This window comes from Streptomyces sp. NPDC024698, from assembly GCF_055559015.1.
Genome location: NZ_JBVHLK010000001.1, coordinates 754,144 through 769,640 on the forward strand (window position 1 = coordinate 754,144; position 15,497 = coordinate 769,640).

Genomic DNA, 15,497 nt, shown 5'->3' on the forward strand with positions numbered 1-15,497 from the left:
GGCGCGCCCGGCCTTCGGCTCCGTGTTCGACGCCGTACGAAGAGACATGACCAGGCACGACGGCGTACGAGACGTACGACCCGAACGACGTGGTACGACAAGGCGCGACCGGAGGACGACGAGATGACGGTGACCCTGGCGGACGTGGCGGCCCGCGCGCAGGTCTCTCCCGCGACGGTGTCGCGTGTGCTGAACGGGAACTACCCCGTGGCCTCCTCGACGCGCGAGCGGGTGCTGCGCGCGGTGGACGAGCTGGACTACGTGCTGAACGGGCCGGCGAGTTCGCTGGCCGCGGCGACCTCCGACCTCGTCGGCATCCTGGTCAACGACATCGCCGACCCCTTCTTCGGGATCATGGCGGCGGCGATCCAGTCGGAGATCGGCGGGCCCGGCGGGCGCGCGGGCGGTGAGCGGCTCGGGGTCGTCTGCAACACCGGAGGCTCCCCCGAGCGCGAACTCACCTACCTCACGCTCCTTCAGCGCCAGCGCGCCGCAGCGGTCGTGCTCACCGGCGGCGCGATAGAGGACACCGCCCACGCGGACGCGGTCGCCGCCAAGCTGCGCAGGCTGACGGAGGCGGGCACCCGGGTCGTGCTGTGCGGACGGCCGCCCGCGCCCCAGGCGCCCGGGGCGATCGCGCTCACCTTCGACAACCGCGGTGGCGGCAGGCAGCTGACCGAGCATCTGATCGGTCTCGGCCACCGGCGGCTCGGCTACATCGCGGGCCCCGAGGAGCGCACGACGACCCGCCACCGGCTGGAGGGGCACCGGGCGGCCCTCGGCGCCCACGGCGTCGAGGACGATCCGCGGCACACCGTGCACGGCCGCTACGACCGCCGGTCCGGTTACGAGGCGGCGCTCGAACTCCTGCGCCGCGACCCGTCGTTGACGGCGGTCATCGCCGCGAACGACACCGTGGCGCTGGGCGCCTGCGCCGCCCTGCGGGACTCCGGGCTGCGCATCCCCCACGACGTGTCCGTCGCGGGCTTCGACGATCTGCCGTTCAGCATCGACGCGGTGCCCGCCCTCACGACCGTACGGCTGCCGCTCTCCGAGGCGGGCTCCCGCGCCGGCCGGATCGCCATGGGCCGCGAGGAGCCGCCGCCGGGCGGGATCGCGACGGTGCGGGGTGAGCTGATGGTCCGGGGGTCCACCGCGGGTCCCCGGGGCTGACCTCTCCCCCGCCGCTCCGCCTGGGCGCGACGGCCCGGGCGGCCTATGCTCGGGCGCATCCCTGACCGCCTCGGACATCCGGGCCGAGCAGGCCATCGCGACCGTGTGCAGCCGACCTCCGGGACCGATCATGACCGTGCAGGACATCCGCTCCTTCACCCGCTTCTGCGCGGACGTCGTCGGCGCTCTCGACCACGACGGCCACCCGTGCGCGCCGTACACGCCGGCCGAGTCCCGTGTCCTGCTCGAACTGGCACACGCGCCCGAGACCCGCGCAGCCGGCCTCTCTGCCGAACTCGCGCTGGAACCAGGCTGCTTGACCCGGATTCTGAACCGGTTCGAGCAGAACGGGCTGGTGGAGCGCGCCGCCCCCGAGGAGGACCCGCGGCGCCGCCGGATCACGCTCACCGCGCGCGGCCGGGACGCCGCCGCGGTGCTGGACGAGCGGGAGCGCGAGAGCGCGGGCACGCTGCTGGCGAAGGTGCCGCCCGCCGACCGGCCCCGGCTGGCGGAGGCGATGCGCACGGTGCGCGCCCTCCTCGGCGACGGGCGGACCGCACCGCGTCCCGAGGACGTCCTGCTGCGCGAGCCGGGCCCCGGCGACCTCGGCTGGATCGTGCAGCGCAACGCGGCGCTGTACGCGGCCGAGTACGGCTGGAACACCGACTACGAGGGCCTGGTCGCACGGATCGTCGCCGACTTCGCCGAGGACCACGACCCGCACCTGGAGCGGGTGTGGATCGCCGAGCTCGACGGGCGGCCCGTCGGGTGCGTGATGTGCGTGAGGGACGACGCTCCGGGTACCGCCCGCCTGCGGCTGCTGCTCGTGGAGCCCGAGGCGCGGGGTCTCGGGGTCGGCGACCGGCTCGTCGGGGCGGTCACCGGCTTCGCCCGCGGCGTCGGCTATCACGATCTCGTCCTGTGGACCAACGACATCCTGACCGCCGCCGGGCGGATCTACCGGCGTCACGGATTCACCCTGGTCGGCGAGAAGCCGCACCGGTCCTTCGGCGCGGATCTGACCGGCCAGGACTGGCGTCTCGACCTGCGCGCCGGGCCGGACTGACGCGGGCGCCGACGGCTCGCGCCGGGACCCTCAGGACCCGGACGGACGTCCAGGTGTCCGGAGTCCGGACAACGCGTCCGCGCGCTGAACGAAGCCGCTGCGCAGAGTTAACGCAAACACCTACCGTAAGGGACCGCTCACGCAACCTGGGCGCGAGACCGTACTCCCCCAAGTAACCCGTTCTCAGGGGGAGTTGGCATATATGCAAGGCACAGTGGAGGGCTTCGCTTTCGGGGTGGTGACTCCGGCGGCCTCCTACCTCGTCGCCTGTGTCGGCAGCGCTCTGGGGCTGCGTTGTGTCGTCCGTTCCCTGAGCAACCGGCAGTCGTGGAAGCCCGGTTGGCTGGCCCTCGGGGCCGCGACCATCGGCTGCGGCATCTGGACGATGCACTTCGTCGCGATGGTCGGCTTCAAGATCCAGGGGATCCCGATCGACTACGACGCCCGCCTGACCGCGCTCAGCCTCCTCGTGGCGATCGTGACGGCCGGCTTCGGCGTCTTCGCCGTGGGCTACCGGGGAGCGACCCCCGTCACCCTGACCGCCGCCGGGATCCTCACCGGGCTCGCCGTGGTGGCCACCCACTACACCGGCATGGCCGCGCTGAAGCTGAACGGGTCCCTGGAGTACGACTCGCTCACGGTCGCGGCCTCCGTCCTGATCGCGGTCACCGCCGCGACCGCAGGACTGTGGACCGCCGCCTCCTTCCGGGGCTTCCCGGCCGCCCTCGGCGCGGGACTGCTCATGGGCGTCGCCCTGACCGGCACGCACTACACCGGCATGGCCGCCCTCTCGGTGCATCTGCGCGGCGCGACGGACGCCTCGTACATGACCGGGATGTACGGCAGCAGTTCGTCGGCCTCGATCCTGCTCCCCCTGCTCGTCGGACCGGTCGTCTTCCTGATCCTGGCCGGGGTGGTGGTGATGTTCGACCCCCAGCTCGTCCTCGGCGACGGGGACTGGAGCCGGGCCACCCCGCGGCGGCGCCGGGGCACGGCCGTCGTGCCCGAGCGCCCCGTGCGGCCTCCGCGGAACGCCTCGCTCTTCGAGCCCCGCGACCAGCCGGTGGACCGGCGTACTAGCCCGCGCGGACGGTGATCGGCGCCGCCCCGTCCAGACACCACTCCAGCACGGCGGGCCAGGGACCGTAACCGGCGTCCATGCCGAGGTGCCCGGCCCCGGGCAGCATCAGCGTCGGCACGCCCAGGGGGTCGCCGTAGACGGTCCCGGCGCCCTCCGGGCAGTAGGGGTCGTCGTCACCGGCGACCAGGCGGGTGGCCCGGGGGACGGTGAAGTCCCCTTCCCTCAGCGTGAATCCGGCGATCTCCGGCAGTCCCGCGAGGACCGAGGCGGACGGCGGGGCGACGAGCAGCACACGGTCGACGCCCGCCGTGCCCGGCAGCCCGCGGGCCACGGCGTGCAGCCACAGCACGACCGAGAGGCTGTGGGCCACGACCACGCGCTCGGGCCCGCGCAGGGCGTCCAGGTGACGGGCCAGCTCCGCCAGCCACACCTCCAGATCCGGGTCGTCGGGATCGGGGAGCTGCGGGTAGACGACGTGCTGCCCCCGCTCCGCGAGCCGGCCCGCGAGCCAGTGCTGCCAGTGGCCCGGCGGGCGGTGGTTCTGCCAGCCGTGCAGGATCAGGAAGGACCGCGCGGCCGGCGCGGGCCCGCCGTCGGCGGGGCCGGCTCCCGCTGGCCCGTCGTCCGCGGAGCCGCCCTTCGCGAGGCCGCCGTCCGCGGGGCTGTCCTTCGCGGGCCCGTCGCCCGCGGGGCTGTCGGTGTCGTGCGTGTTCATGGCGTGATCGTTGCCGATCCCCTGCTCCCCGGTCCAGAGGCCGCGGCGGCGCATCGCGGTCTCCTGACCGCCCGCGAAGGTCTCCGGGCCGGCGCGCCCGGCGTCCCCGCGGTCTTCGGTCACACGGCCTCCACGGTGCCCGCGTGGCGGGCGCGTTCGGCGGCCAGGACGGTGAGGTGACTGGTGAGGGACTCCCGCGGGCCGGACTTCACGAGGCCCGGGTCGCCGGTGGCGACGGCGGCGACGAACGCGTCCATCAGGCCGGCGTCGCCCCCGCCGTGGCCGCCCGCCGCGTCCATGGCCCCCGGGGCGGTGAGACCGACGGCCTCCTCGGTCCGGGTCAGGAAGTCGTAGACGCTCAGGCTCTCGCCGTCGCCGCGCAGTTCGCCGCGGGTCCCGAAGATCCGGGTCCGGCGGTCGGCCTGTTCGGTGAACGCGGTCATGGTGAAGGTGGCGGTGGCCCCGGAGGCGAACTCCATCGACACGACCTGGTGGTCGACCACGTCGTTGTCGCAGGCGTACACGCACCGCCCGTACGGGCCCTCGCGCAGGGCGGTCTCCAGGGCCTCGGGGGTGAAGTCGTCGACCACCACGGCGAGCGGCCAGTGGTGTTCGCCGCGGGCGAGCCGGTCGCCGTACTCGCGCCGGGCGGAATAGGGGCAGCTGTGCTCCACCGCGCAGTCGAGGCAGCGGTCCGCGGCGCCCTCGGGCCGGTTCTCCGGCCGGAAGTGCGAGAGGCGTCCGAAACTGGAGACACGGACGGGGGGTTGCCCGAGGACGTACTGCAACCAGTCGATGTCGTGGCAGGACTTGGCCATCAGCATCGTCGTGGCTCGGTCCGTACGCCCCCAGTTGCCGCGCACGAAGGAGTGGGCCTGGTGCCAGAAGCCGACGGGCTCCAGGTGCTGGACGTTGACCACGTCACCGATCCGGCCGGAGTCCACCACCTCCTTCACGGCCCGGGTGTACGGGGTGTAGCGCAGGACGTGCCCGACCGCGAGGATCACCCCTGCCTTCTCCACCGCGTCGACGATCCGCCGGCACTCGTCCTCGGTCAGGGCCATCGGCTTCTCCAGCAGGATGTGGTAGCCGAGGGCCGCGAACTCCAGGACTGGTTCCAGGTGTTCGCGGTCGAGGGTGCAGATCAGCACGGCGTCCGCGATCCGGCCGCGAGCGGCCAGCGCCCGCCAGTCGTCCACCGCGGCCTCCGGTCCCAGGCCGTGGGCGCCCGCGAACCTCTCTCGCCTGGTCTCCCGGGGTTCGGCGACGGCCACCACCCGGGCCCGTTCCGGGTGCTTCAGGGCCCAGCGCGCGTGACCGGTCCCCCGGTCCCCGGCACCGACGACGGCGAGTGTGACAACGGAGGCACCGGAGGACATCTGTTCACCGCTTCCCGGTCGGGTCTCCGGCGCGGTCGGCGCCGTCCGTCGCGAAGCTAGCCTCCCCAGATCTTCCCGACAAGACGCGGGCGGCGGACGCCGGGCCCGCTCAGCGGTCCTCTGTGGCCGCGGCCCAGGCGCCGAACACCTCGTGGAAGGCCGGGAACGTCTTGCGTACGCACCCGGGGTCGTCGAAGACCATGCCCGGGGCGCGCAGCGAGGTCACCGCGAAGGCCATGGCGATGCGGTGGTCCCCGTACGTCCTGATCCCGGTGGCGACGGGGACGCCCGGGTGGATCTCGATCCACGCGGGGCCGGTCTCCACCCGGACACCGAGGGCCCGGAGGTTCTCCGCGCAGGCTTCCAGGCGGTCGCACTCCTTGACCCGGGTGTTGGCGACGTCCTCGATGCGGACCGGTTCTGAGGCGAAGGGCGCGATCGCGGCGAGCGTCGGCATCGTGTCGGAGATGTCGCGCATGTTCACGGTGAGGCCGCGCAGTTCGCCGGTGCCGCGCACGGTCGTGCGGTCGGGCCCGCTCTCCACGTGCGCGCCCATCCGGCGCAGCACGTCCACGAAGGCAAGGTCGCCCTGGAGCGCCTCCGTGCCGAGGCCGTGGACGGTGACCTCGCGGCCGGTCAGGGCGGCCGCGGCGAAGAAGTAGCTCGCGGTGGAGGCGTCGGGCTCGACGGGGTAGGTGGTGGCCCGGTAGCCGCCGGGTGCCACCTCGAAGACGTCGCCGGCCACCGTCACGTCCGCCCCGAACGCGCGCATCATCGCGAGCGTGATGCCGATGTACGGGGCGGAGACCAGGTCGGTGACCTCGATGCGCAGGCCGGTGCGGGTCAGCGGGCCGAGCAGGAGCAGGGCGGTGAGGTACTGGGAGGACTGGCCGGCGTCGAGGGTGACCCTGCCGCCCTCCACCCCGCGGGCCGTGATGCTCAGCGGGTGGTGGCCCTCCGCCTCCTCGTGCCGCAGGTCCACGCCCAGGTCGCGCAGTGCCCGCGTCAGGGGGGCGAGGGGGCGGCGGCGCATCTGGGCGGAGGCGTCGAAGCGGTAGGTGCCGTGTCCGGCGGCGGCCAGGGTCGGCAGGAAGCGGGCCGTGGTCGCGCCGTCCCGGCAGTACACGTCGGCCCGCTCCGCCGCCGGACCCTGCGGGCGTCCGTCGATGTGCCAGCTGTCCGGGGTCCGGCCGACGCGGTAGCCGAGCCGGGTCAGGCCCTCCGCGAAGCCCTCGGTGTCGTCCGAGCGGAGCGGGCGGACGAGCCGGGTGACCCCGTCGGCCGCCGCGGCCAGGAACAGCGCGCGGGCGGTGATGGACTTGGAACCGGGGATGTCGACGACGGCCATGGGGTCATGCTGGCGCCCCGGCGCGCTCCGGCGCCGGAACGTCCGCCGACTGGACCTTTCGTGGTGTGCGCGAGGCGAGCGCCACCTCGCCCACCGGCAGGGCCGCCGCCCCCCGTCCCGGCGGACCGATCGCCGGGCGGCACGCCGTCACCGGCGCGCCCCCCTCCAACCGCGCCGGTGGCGGCCCCTTCCCCGATACTGTGCACACCCTTGACTGGAAGAAACTTCCCGGATAATCGTGATTCCTCGGAAGTTTCCTTCACGAGGTAAGGAGCGCTTGTGCGCGACTCCAGCACGGGAAGCACCTCACGACCGACCGGGCCGGCCGAGCCGGACAGACCGTCAGCGCCCTCCCGGCGTACGGTGCTCGCCGCCACGGCGGGCATCACCGCCGCGCTGGCCGCGGCGCCCCGCGCCCACGCGGCCGGGGCCGGGACCCGCCCGGGCGACGACAAGGCCCTGCGCGCCCTGATCTCCCGTATGACCCTGGAGGAGAAGGTCGGCCAGGTCTTCGTCATGCGGGTGTACGGCCATTCGGCCACCGCGCCCGACCAGGCCGACATCGACGCCAACCTCGGCGAGATCGGCGTCCGCACGGCCGCCGAGCTGATCGCCAAGTACCGCGTCGGCGGGATCATCTACTTCGCCTGGGCGCACAACACCCGTGATCCGCACCAGATCGCCGCCCTGTCGAACGGGATCCAGCGGGCCTCGCTCGAACAGCCGCGCGGGCTTCCGCTGCTGATCTCCACCGACCAGGAACACGGGATAGTGGCCAGGGTGGGCAAGCCCGCGACGCTGTTCCCGGGCGCGATGGCGCTGGGCGCGGGCGGTTCGCGGGCCGACGCCCGGACGGTGGGCCGCATCGGCGGCGCCGAGCTGCGCGCGATCGGTGTCAACCAGGACTACTCCCCCGACGCCGACGTGAACGTCAACCCGGCCAACCCGGTGATCGGCGTGCGGTCCTTCGGCGCCGATCCGGACGCGGTGGCGGGCCTGGTGGCGGCCGAGGTGAAGGGGTACCAGGGCTCGGGGGTCGCGGCGACGGCCAAGCACTTCCCCGGCCACGGCGACACCGCCGTGGACAGCCACTTCGGCTTCCCCGTGATCACCCACAGCCGCGAGCTGTGGTCGGAGCTCGACGCGGTGCCCTTCCGGGCCGCGATCCGCGCCGGGATCGACTCGATCATGACCGCGCACATCATGGTCCCGGCGCTCGATCCCGCCGGTGACCCCGCCACGCTCTCCCACCCGATCGTCACCGGCATCCTGCGCGGCGAACTGGGCTACGACGGTGTCGTGGTGACGGACGCGCTGGGTATGGAGGGCGTCCGGACGAAGTACGGCGACGACCGCGTCCCCGTCCTCGCGCTCAAGGCCGGGGTCGACCAGCTCCTCAACCCGCCGGACCTGGCCGTCGCGTGGAACGCGGTGCTGAACGCCGTGCGCGGCGGCGAGCTGACCGAGGCCCGGCTCGACGAGTCGATCCTGCGCATCCTGCGGCTCAAGGCGAAGCACGGGGTGCTGAGCGACCCGTACGTCTCCGAGGAGGACGTCGACCGGGTGGTCGGCATCCCGGGGCACCTGCGGGCGGCCGACCGGATCGCCGAGCGGACCACCACGCTGCTGGTCAACAAGGAGGGGCTGCTCCCGCTCGCGCGGCGGCGCACTCCGAGGGTGCTGGTGGTGGGCGCCGATCCGGCCTCGCCCTCGCTGTCCGACGGGCCGCCCACCACCGTGGCCGCCGCCACGCTGACCGGTCTGGGCTTCACGGCGACCGCCCTGTCCACGGGGACGGCGCCGTCGGCCGCCACGATCGACCGGGCCGTCGCCGCGGCGGCCGGCGCCGACGCGGTGGTCGCCCTGACGTACAACCTGACGGCGGCCGGGTCCCAGAGGACCCTGGTCGAACGACTGGTCGCCACGGGCGTGCCGGTGACCGCCGTCGGCATCCGCAACCCGTACGACATCGCCCAGATCCCGGGGGTCGGCGCCTTCCTGGCCTCGTACTCCTGGACCGATGTCGAGGTGCGCGCCGCCGCCCGGGTGATCGCGGGACGGGTGCACCCGCGCGGCCGGCTCCCGGTGGCGGTGCAGCGGGCGGACGATCCGGCACAGGTGCTCTATCCGATCGGGTACGGGCTCAGGTACTAGCCCCCTACCGAGGCCGTACGGCCCTGCTCCGGGTGTCCGGTGCAGGGCCGTGTCCGGCTACGGGCGCGGGAGCGTGTCCCGTTCGGTGTCCCGGCGGTCCAGCTTCGCGTCGTAGCGGGCGAGCGGCCGGGCCGCCGACGGGTCGGCCCGGACCGACGCGGAGGCGACCCCGGCCCAGTCGAGGACGCGGGCGGTGGCGAGCGCCTTCTCGTCGGCGGCGAGCCCGGCCACGTTCGCGCCGTGGTTCAGTCCCGGTGCCGTGAAGACGTAGGAGTCGCGCGCCCCGGACCCCGGACGGAACCGCTCGGCCCCCCAGGGGTCGTTCTGGCCGTAGACGAACAGCATGTGGTGCGCGTGCCGGCGGACCCAGCCGTCCACGTCACGCATCGCCGACGGCTGGAACCTCATCGGGATGGAACGCGGCACGAAGTTGCGCGGGGGCTGGTAGCCGTAGCGGAGGTACTTCTTCTCGATGTACGGGAAGTGGATGGTGGGCGCGCCCAGTTGGGTGCCCGCCTGGTAGTAGTACGGGGTGTACGTCTCCAGGCCTTGGTCGGTGTAGGCGGAGAAGCCCGAGATGGTGTCGACGGAGTTCCAGATGTCGTCGTCGCTCGCGTGGTCGGCGTCGGCCGGAATCGTGTCGCAGTCCTTCAGCAGGCTGTACTGCCAGAAACCCCACACGTAGTCGAGCACGACCGCCTCGTACGCCTTGTCGATGCCGCCGATCGTGGTGAAGGTGTAGCCGTTGTCGGCGGCGTACGCGGCGTACTTCCGCTCCAGCGGCTCCCGGCGCACCAGGGCCTCGCGCTGCACGGCGTTCAGCCGGTCGCGGCACTCCTTGGTGCCGACCCGTGCGAAGAAGCGGTCGTAGGCCGAGTCCTCGTCGTTCACGACGTCGTTCGGCGCGACGTAGGCGACGACGCCGTCCATGTCACGCGGGTAGAAGCGCTCGTAGTACGTGGCGGTCATACCGCCCTTGGAGCCTCCGGTGGCGATCCACTTCCGGTCGTAGAGCGGCTTCAGCGCCTGGAAGACACGGTGCTGGTCACTGGCCGCCTGCCAGATGTCGAGCTTGGACCAGTCGGCCGGGTCGGGCCGGGACGGGGTGAAGAAGCGGTACTCCATCGACACCTGGTTGCCGTCCACGATCTGGGTGGGTTCGCGCCGGCTCGGGGTGGTGGAGACGTTGTAGCCGCCGGTGTAGAAGACCGTCGGACGCGCGGTGTCCTTGTGCAGCACGGTGATCCGCTGCTGGAACGTGCCCCTGGACGGGTGCCGGTGGTCGATGGGCTGGGTGTAGTTCAGGACGAAGAACCGGTAGCCGGTGTACGGCTTCTCCTGGACGAGGCTCATGCCCGGGATCGCGAGCAGCCGGTCCAGGATGTCCTTGCCGTCGTCGGCCGTACGCGCCGTGCCGGTCGTTCCTGTGGTGCCGTGGGCCTCCGGCGGGCCGGCGGTGGCCGTCCCGGCCGTGCTCAGCGTGCCGATGAGCACCGTGAGCACGAGCAGCCCTCTGAGCGCCTTGCGCATGCACCCTCCCCTGGGAATACGCAGCTGTCCGCCGGAACCTAACGGAGCAACTCCCGTGACACCAGGTGGTCTTGGGTCATACGTGGGTCATACGCGACTCAGCACAGGATCCAGCCGGAGCTCACCGACCCCGAGCCGACCGAGCCCGTGATCCGCACGCAGCGGTGGCCCGCGTACAGGGTCACCGGGCCCGCGTGATGCGCGAAGTGCCCGGCGTCCTTCACCGGTCGGCCGCCGCGCGCCTGCACGCTGACGGACATCCGCTTGCGCGCTCCGCGCGGCCCGGGGAAGGTCACGGCGCAGACATAGCCGCTGCGCTTGAAGACCTGCACGGAACCGGTCGTGAAGGGCAGGGTGCGGACCTTGCGTCCTGAGCAGAAGGCGGGGGCGGCCTGGGCGCTGCCCGGGCTCATCAAGGCGAGCAGTCCGGCCGCGGCCAGCACGGCCATGCCGAGCGCCAGGCGTCGGCGTATCGCACCACTGTCCACTGTCGTCCCTCCCGCAGCAATCAGCGTACTGGTGTACGGACGCGGAACACGCGGCGGACGGTTGCGTACCGCTACGGCTTTCACGGCCCGGCCCGCGTCACCCGTGCGAGGTTTTTTCCTTTTCGGACACAACCGTGCCTGTTTCTCCTTGGTCCAACGAAGCAGGAAACGAAAGGCGGTTACTCATGTCCGACCTCAAGTCACCCCTCAAGTCGTCCCTCACGTCATCGCTCACGACCGGTCGCGCGCTCGTCGCCGCGGCCCTGCTGATCGCCGCGGGCGCCTCGGTGCCGGCCGTCGCGAGTTCCACCGCGGCGCCGCCCGCCCGCAGCGGCAGCAACGGTCCCGCCTACGACCGCGTGGCCGACTTCTACGGCGCCTACGTCGACGCCGTCACCGACGGGGGCTCCGGCACCCTGAGCACCCGGCTGCGGACCTTCTATCTGACTCCGGCCCTGCGCACCCGACTGACCGGCTGGGAGCGCCGGCAGCACGCCGACGGGGTGCTGCGCGCCCAGGACGTGCCGAGCGCCTGGAGGGTGACGGCGGGCGACAGCGGCGCCGGGCACACCTGGTCGACGGTCCGGCTGACCTGGGGCTCCCCGCGGCACCCGACGTACACCTATCTGACGGTGCAGTCGGATCTGGCCACCAAGAAGATCTCCGGCATCGAGCCGAGGAGCTGACGGCTCAGGCCGAGGAGCAGACGGCTCAGGCCGAGGAGCCGACCGGCTCCTCGGGTTCCGGGGACCCCACGAAGGTCCGCCAGAGCGCCGCGTAACGGCCGTCGAGGAGGAGCAGTTCCTCGTGGGTGCCGTCCTCGGCGACCCGGCCGTGGTCCATCACGACGACCCGGTCAGCGCGGGCGGCCGTCGTCAGCCGGTGGGCGACCACCAGCGTCGTGCGGCGGCCCGCCAGCCGGTCGGTGGCCTGGTTGACCAGGGCCTCGGTCGCCAGGTCGAGCGCCGCCGTCGCCTCGTCGAGCAACAGCACGTCCGGGTCGACCAGTTCGGCGCGGGCCAGCGCGATCAGCTGACGCTGCCCGGCGGAGAGGTTGCGGCCGCGCTCGGCGACCTCGTGGAGGTAGCCGCCGTCCAGCGTGGCGATCATGTCGTGCGCTCCGACCGCGCGGGCGGCGGCCTCCACCTCGGCGTCGCCGGCGCCGGGACGCCCGTAGGCGATGGCGTCGCGGACGGTCCCCTGGAAGAGATAGGCCTCCTGGGGGACGACGCCGAGCCGGTGCCGGTAGGTGGTGATGTCCAGGTCGCGCAGATCCATGCCGTCGACCGTCACCCGCCCGGCCGTCGGGTCGTAGAACCGGGCGACCAGCTTCACGAGCGTCGACTTGCCCGCGCCGGTCTCGCCGACGAAGGCGACCGTCTGCCCGGCGGGGATGCGCAGCGACACCGCGCTGAGCGCCTCCTCGGCGCCGTCCGCGCGGCCGTACGCGAAGCCGACGTCCTCGAAGGCGATCTCGCCGCGCAGCGAGGTGACGTCCAGCGGCCGGACGGCGGACCGGGTCGAGGCCGGTTCGCGGAGCAGTTCCTGGATGCGGCCGAGCGAGACGGTGGCCTGCTGGTAGCCGTCGAACACCTGGGACAGCTGCTGCACGGGCGCGAAGAACAGGTCGATGTACAGGAGGTAGGCGACCAGGGCGCCGGTGGTGAGCGTGCCGGATTCGATCCGGTGGGCGCCGACGACCAGCACGGCCGCGGCCGCCCCCGAGGCCAGCAGCTGGACGAAGGGGAAGTAGACGGAGATCAGCCACTGTCCGCGGATGCGCGCCCTGCGGTAGCTGTCGCTGCCCTCCGCGAACCGCCGCCCGCTCGTCTCCTCGCGCCGGAACGCCTGGAGGATCCGCAGCCCGGACACCGACTCCTGGAGGTCGGCGTTGACCACCGACACGCGCTCGCGGGCCAGTTCGTACGCCTTCACGCTCGCCCTGCGGAAGAAGAACGTGCCGACGACCAGGGGCGGCAGCGTCACGAAGACGACCAGCGCGAGCTGTACGTCGATCACCAGCAGGGCGGCCATGATGCCGAAGAAGGTGACGACGGAGACGAACGCGGTGACGAGCCCGGTCTGGAGGAACGTCGACAGGGCGTCGACGTCCGTCGTCATCCGGGTCATGATGCGGCCGGTGAGCTCACGCTCGTAGTAGTCGAGTCCCAGGCGCTGGAGCTGCGCGAAGATCTTCAGGCGCAGCGCGTACAGGACCCGCTCGCCGGTGCGGCCGGTCTTCCGGGTCTCGCCGATCTGCGCGGCCCACTGGACGAGCACGGTGACCAGCCCGAGGGCGGCGGCGGCCCAGACCGCTCCCAGCGCGAGCCGGGTGACGCCCTGGTCGATGCCGTGCCGGATCAGGATCGGCAGCAGCAGGGTCATCACCGCGTCGACGGCGACCAGCGCGAGGCTGACGAGCAGCGGGGCGCCGAAGCCGCGCAGCAGTCGGCGCAGTCCGTAGGAGTCCTCGGGCGTGACCGCGCGGACCTCGTCGACGTCCGGGACGTCGGTGGCCGGGGGCAGCGCCTCGACCTGGGCGAGGAGTCCGGGGGTGGCGGGCATGCCTTCGAGCGCGTTGTCACGGGGTTCGCGGTCACCGGTCCACAGGCGCGGTGTCACACCGCGCTCGGCGTCGTACTCGGCGTCCAGCTCCGCGCGTACGGAGGTGTCCTCCCTCGGCGCGGCCGGCGGGAGGTGTCCGGGGGAGACCCCGCCCAGCTCGTCCGGGTCGGTGAGCAGCCGCCGGTAGAGCGCGGAGCGGGCCTGGAGCTCCTCGTGGGTGCCGATGTCGGCGAGCTTGCCGCCGTCCAGGACGGCGATGCGGTCGGCGAGGTTGAGGGTGGAGCGACGGTGCGCGATCAGCAGGGTGGTGCGGCCCCGCATGACCTGGGCGAGCGCCTCGTGGATCTCGTGCTCGACCTGGGCGTCGACGGCGGAGGTGGCGTCGTCGAGGACGAGCAGCCGCGGGTCGGTGAGGATGGCGCGGGCGAGCGCGACGCGCTGGCGCTGGCCTCCGGAGAGGGTGAGGCCCTGCTCGCCGACCTCGGTGTCGTAGCCGCCGGGCAGTTCGGCGATGAAACGGTGGGCCTGGGCGGCGCGGGCGGCGGTCTCTATCTCGTCCTGGGTGGCGCCGGGGCGGCCGTAGGCGATGTTGGCGCGCACGGTGTCGGAGAAGAGGAAGGAGTCCTCGGGGACGAGCCCGATCGCGGCGCGCAGGGACTCGGTCGTCAGCTCGCGGACGTCGTGCCCGCCGATGAGGACGGCGCCGTGCGTCACGTCGTAGAAGCGGGGCAGCAGCAGCGAGACCGTCGACTTGCCCGAGCCGGAGGAGCCGACGACGGCGAGGGTCTCGCCGGGCCGGATCTCGAAACTCAGCCCGTCCAGGACGGGCCGGTCCTCGGTGTACCCGAAGGACACGTCGTCGAACTCGACGGTGGCGGGCGCGTCGGCCGGCAGGGTCTTGGTGCCGTCCTTGATCGACGGCTCGGTGTCGATGAGCTCCAGCACGCGCTCGGCGCCCGCGCGGGCCTGCTGCCCGACGGTCAGCACGACGGCCAGCATCCGCACGGGTCCCACGAGCTGCGCGAGGTAGGTGGAGAACGCCACGAAGGTGCCCAGCGTGATCTGGCCGCGCACGGCGAGCCAGCCGCCGAGCGCGAGCATCGCGACCTGGCCGAGGGCGGGCACGGCCTGGAGGGCCGGGGTGTACTTGGCGTTGAGCCGGATGGTCCGCAGCCGGCCGGCGAACAGCCGGCGCCCGACCTCGCGCAGTTTGCCGGTCTCCTGCTCCTCCTGGCCGAAGCCCTTCACCACGCGGACGCCGCTGACGGCGCCGTCGACGACACCGGCCACGGCGGCGGCCTGCGCCTGGGAGTACCAGGTGGCGGGGTGCAGCCGGGAGCGGCTGCGCTTGGCGACGAACCACAGGGCGGGGGCGACGGCCAGCGCGACCAGGGTGAGCGGCAGGGACAGCGCGGCCATGATCGCGAGGGAGATCAGGAAGAGCAGGACGTTCCCGATGGTCATCGGGAGCATGAAGAGCAGGCCCTGGATCAGCTGGAGGTCGCTGGTCGCGCGGCCCACGACCTGGCCGGTGGACAGCTCGTCCTGGCGCCGCCCGTCGAGCCGGGTGATCGTCCCGTACATGTCGGTACGCAGGTCGTGCTGGACGTCGAGGGCGAGTCTGCCGCCGTAGTAGCGGCGGACGAAGGTGAGGGCGTAGACGAGGACGGCGGCGCCGAGCAGCGCGCCCGCCCAGGGGGCCATGCCCCGGCTGTGGTCGCCGATGACGTCGTCGATGATCACCTTGGTGATCAGCGGGACCACCGCCATCAGGGCCATGCCACCCAGCGAGGAGCCGAGCGCGAGCACCACGTCCTTCGGGTACCGCCAGGCGTACCCGGCGAGTCGCCGCGCCCATCCCCGTTCCGTCGCCACTCCGGCACCTTCCGTAGATCTCACTCCGCCGGAAGGCTCCAACACCGAACGAAGCGGATTTCATCCCTCCGCAACAATTCGCCCGCCCGTCCCCGCGACAGCGGTCCGCCCGCCCGGCACGGT

Annotated in this window: 11 protein-coding genes; 5 read left to right on the plus strand and 6 right to left on the minus strand. The window is 72.9% G+C overall.

Annotated elements, in window-relative coordinates:
• Positions 1-123: 123 nt before the first annotated feature.
• The 3 genes from ACZ4AA_RS03240 to ACZ4AA_RS03250 all read left to right on the plus strand — a co-directional run bounded on the left by ACZ4AA_RS03240 (position 124) and on the right by ACZ4AA_RS03250 (position 3,335).
• Positions 124-1,173, plus strand: a complete 1,050-nt coding sequence (locus ACZ4AA_RS03240) for a LacI family DNA-binding transcriptional regulator (RefSeq protein WP_467594363.1) — start codon at positions 124-126, stop codon at positions 1,171-1,173.
• 130 nt (positions 1,174-1,303) lie between these two features.
• Positions 1,304-2,239, plus strand: a complete 936-nt coding sequence (locus ACZ4AA_RS03245) for a bifunctional helix-turn-helix transcriptional regulator/GNAT family N-acetyltransferase (RefSeq protein WP_467594366.1) — start codon at positions 1,304-1,306, stop codon at positions 2,237-2,239.
• A 202-nt stretch (positions 2,240-2,441) separates the two neighbouring features.
• Positions 2,442-3,335, plus strand: coding sequence for an MHYT domain-containing protein (locus ACZ4AA_RS03250; RefSeq protein ID WP_467594369.1), 894 nt, complete (start codon positions 2,442-2,444; stop codon positions 3,333-3,335).
• Here ACZ4AA_RS03250 and ACZ4AA_RS03255 read toward each other — a convergent pair.
• The 3 genes from ACZ4AA_RS03255 to aroA all read right to left on the minus strand — a co-directional run bounded on the left by ACZ4AA_RS03255 (position 3,316) and on the right by aroA (position 6,762).
• Positions 3,316-4,158, minus strand: coding sequence for an RBBP9/YdeN family alpha/beta hydrolase (locus tag ACZ4AA_RS03255; protein WP_467594373.1), 843 nt, complete (start codon positions 4,156-4,158; stop codon positions 3,316-3,318). The genes ACZ4AA_RS03250 and ACZ4AA_RS03255 overlap by 20 nt on opposite strands.
• A complete protein-coding gene (locus ACZ4AA_RS03260) occupies positions 4,155-5,414 on the minus strand; it encodes a Gfo/Idh/MocA family protein (RefSeq protein WP_467594376.1) in 1,260 nt (419 codons plus the stop codon). The genes ACZ4AA_RS03255 and ACZ4AA_RS03260 overlap by 4 nt, the downstream gene beginning before the upstream one ends.
• 109 nt (positions 5,415-5,523) lie before the next feature.
• Positions 5,524-6,762, minus strand: a complete 1,239-nt coding sequence (aroA, locus tag ACZ4AA_RS03265) for a 3-phosphoshikimate 1-carboxyvinyltransferase (RefSeq protein WP_467594380.1) — start codon at positions 6,760-6,762, stop codon at positions 5,524-5,526.
• A 279-nt stretch (positions 6,763-7,041) separates the two neighbouring features.
• Here aroA and ACZ4AA_RS03270 point away from each other — a divergent pair, with 279 nt between their 5' ends.
• Complete coding sequence (locus ACZ4AA_RS03270) at positions 7,042-8,916, plus strand: glycoside hydrolase family 3 protein (protein WP_467594383.1); 1,875 nt, start codon at positions 7,042-7,044, stop codon at positions 8,914-8,916.
• A gap of 57 nt (positions 8,917-8,973) precedes the next feature.
• On the opposite strand, the gene ACZ4AA_RS03275 is transcribed toward ACZ4AA_RS03270, so the two are convergent.
• Together ACZ4AA_RS03275 and ACZ4AA_RS03280 are read right to left on the minus strand one after the other, a co-directional pair.
• On the minus strand, positions 8,974-10,446 hold the full coding sequence (locus ACZ4AA_RS03275) for a S28 family serine protease (RefSeq protein ID WP_467594386.1): 1,473 nt from the start codon (positions 10,444-10,446) through the stop codon (positions 8,974-8,976).
• Positions 10,447-10,544: 98 nt separating this feature from the next.
• Complete coding sequence (locus ACZ4AA_RS03280) at positions 10,545-10,934, minus strand: hypothetical protein (protein WP_467594390.1); 390 nt, start codon at positions 10,932-10,934, stop codon at positions 10,545-10,547.
• A 185-nt stretch (positions 10,935-11,119) separates the two neighbouring features.
• Here ACZ4AA_RS03280 and ACZ4AA_RS03285 point away from each other — a divergent pair, with 185 nt between their 5' ends.
• Positions 11,120-11,620, plus strand: coding sequence for a hypothetical protein (locus ACZ4AA_RS03285; protein WP_467594392.1), 501 nt, complete (start codon positions 11,120-11,122; stop codon positions 11,618-11,620).
• A gap of 25 nt (positions 11,621-11,645) precedes the next feature.
• Here the strand turns inward: ACZ4AA_RS03285 and ACZ4AA_RS03290 are convergent, their stop codons facing one another.
• The gene (locus ACZ4AA_RS03290) at positions 11,646-15,374 is read right to left on the minus strand and encodes an ABC transporter ATP-binding protein (RefSeq protein ID WP_467594395.1); all 3,729 of its coding nucleotides are present in this window, start codon (positions 15,372-15,374) and stop codon (positions 11,646-11,648) included.
• Between the last annotated feature and the right edge of the window lie 123 nt (positions 15,375-15,497).

Excerpts from the sequence above, each read along its gene's own strand:
- ACZ4AA_RS03275 (WP_467594386.1), bottom strand. The coding sequence starts at position 10,446 with ATGCGCAAGGCGCTCAGAGGGCTGCTCGTGCTCACGGTGCTCATCGGC.
- aroA (WP_467594380.1), bottom strand. The coding sequence starts at position 6,762 with ATGGCCGTCGTCGACATCCCCGGTTCCAAGTCCATCACCGCCCGCGCG.
- ACZ4AA_RS03260 (WP_467594376.1), bottom strand. The coding sequence starts at position 5,414 with ATGTCCTCCGGTGCCTCCGTTGTCACACTCGCCGTCGTCGGTGCCGGG.
- ACZ4AA_RS03240 (WP_467594363.1), top strand. The coding sequence starts at position 124 with ATGACGGTGACCCTGGCGGACGTGGCGGCCCGCGCGCAGGTCTCTCCC.
- ACZ4AA_RS03250 (WP_467594369.1), top strand. The coding sequence starts at position 2,442 with ATGCAAGGCACAGTGGAGGGCTTCGCTTTCGGGGTGGTGACTCCGGCG.
- ACZ4AA_RS03245 (WP_467594366.1), top strand. The coding sequence starts at position 1,304 with ATGACCGTGCAGGACATCCGCTCCTTCACCCGCTTCTGCGCGGACGTC.
- ACZ4AA_RS03285 (WP_467594392.1), top strand. The coding sequence starts at position 11,120 with ATGTCCGACCTCAAGTCACCCCTCAAGTCGTCCCTCACGTCATCGCTC.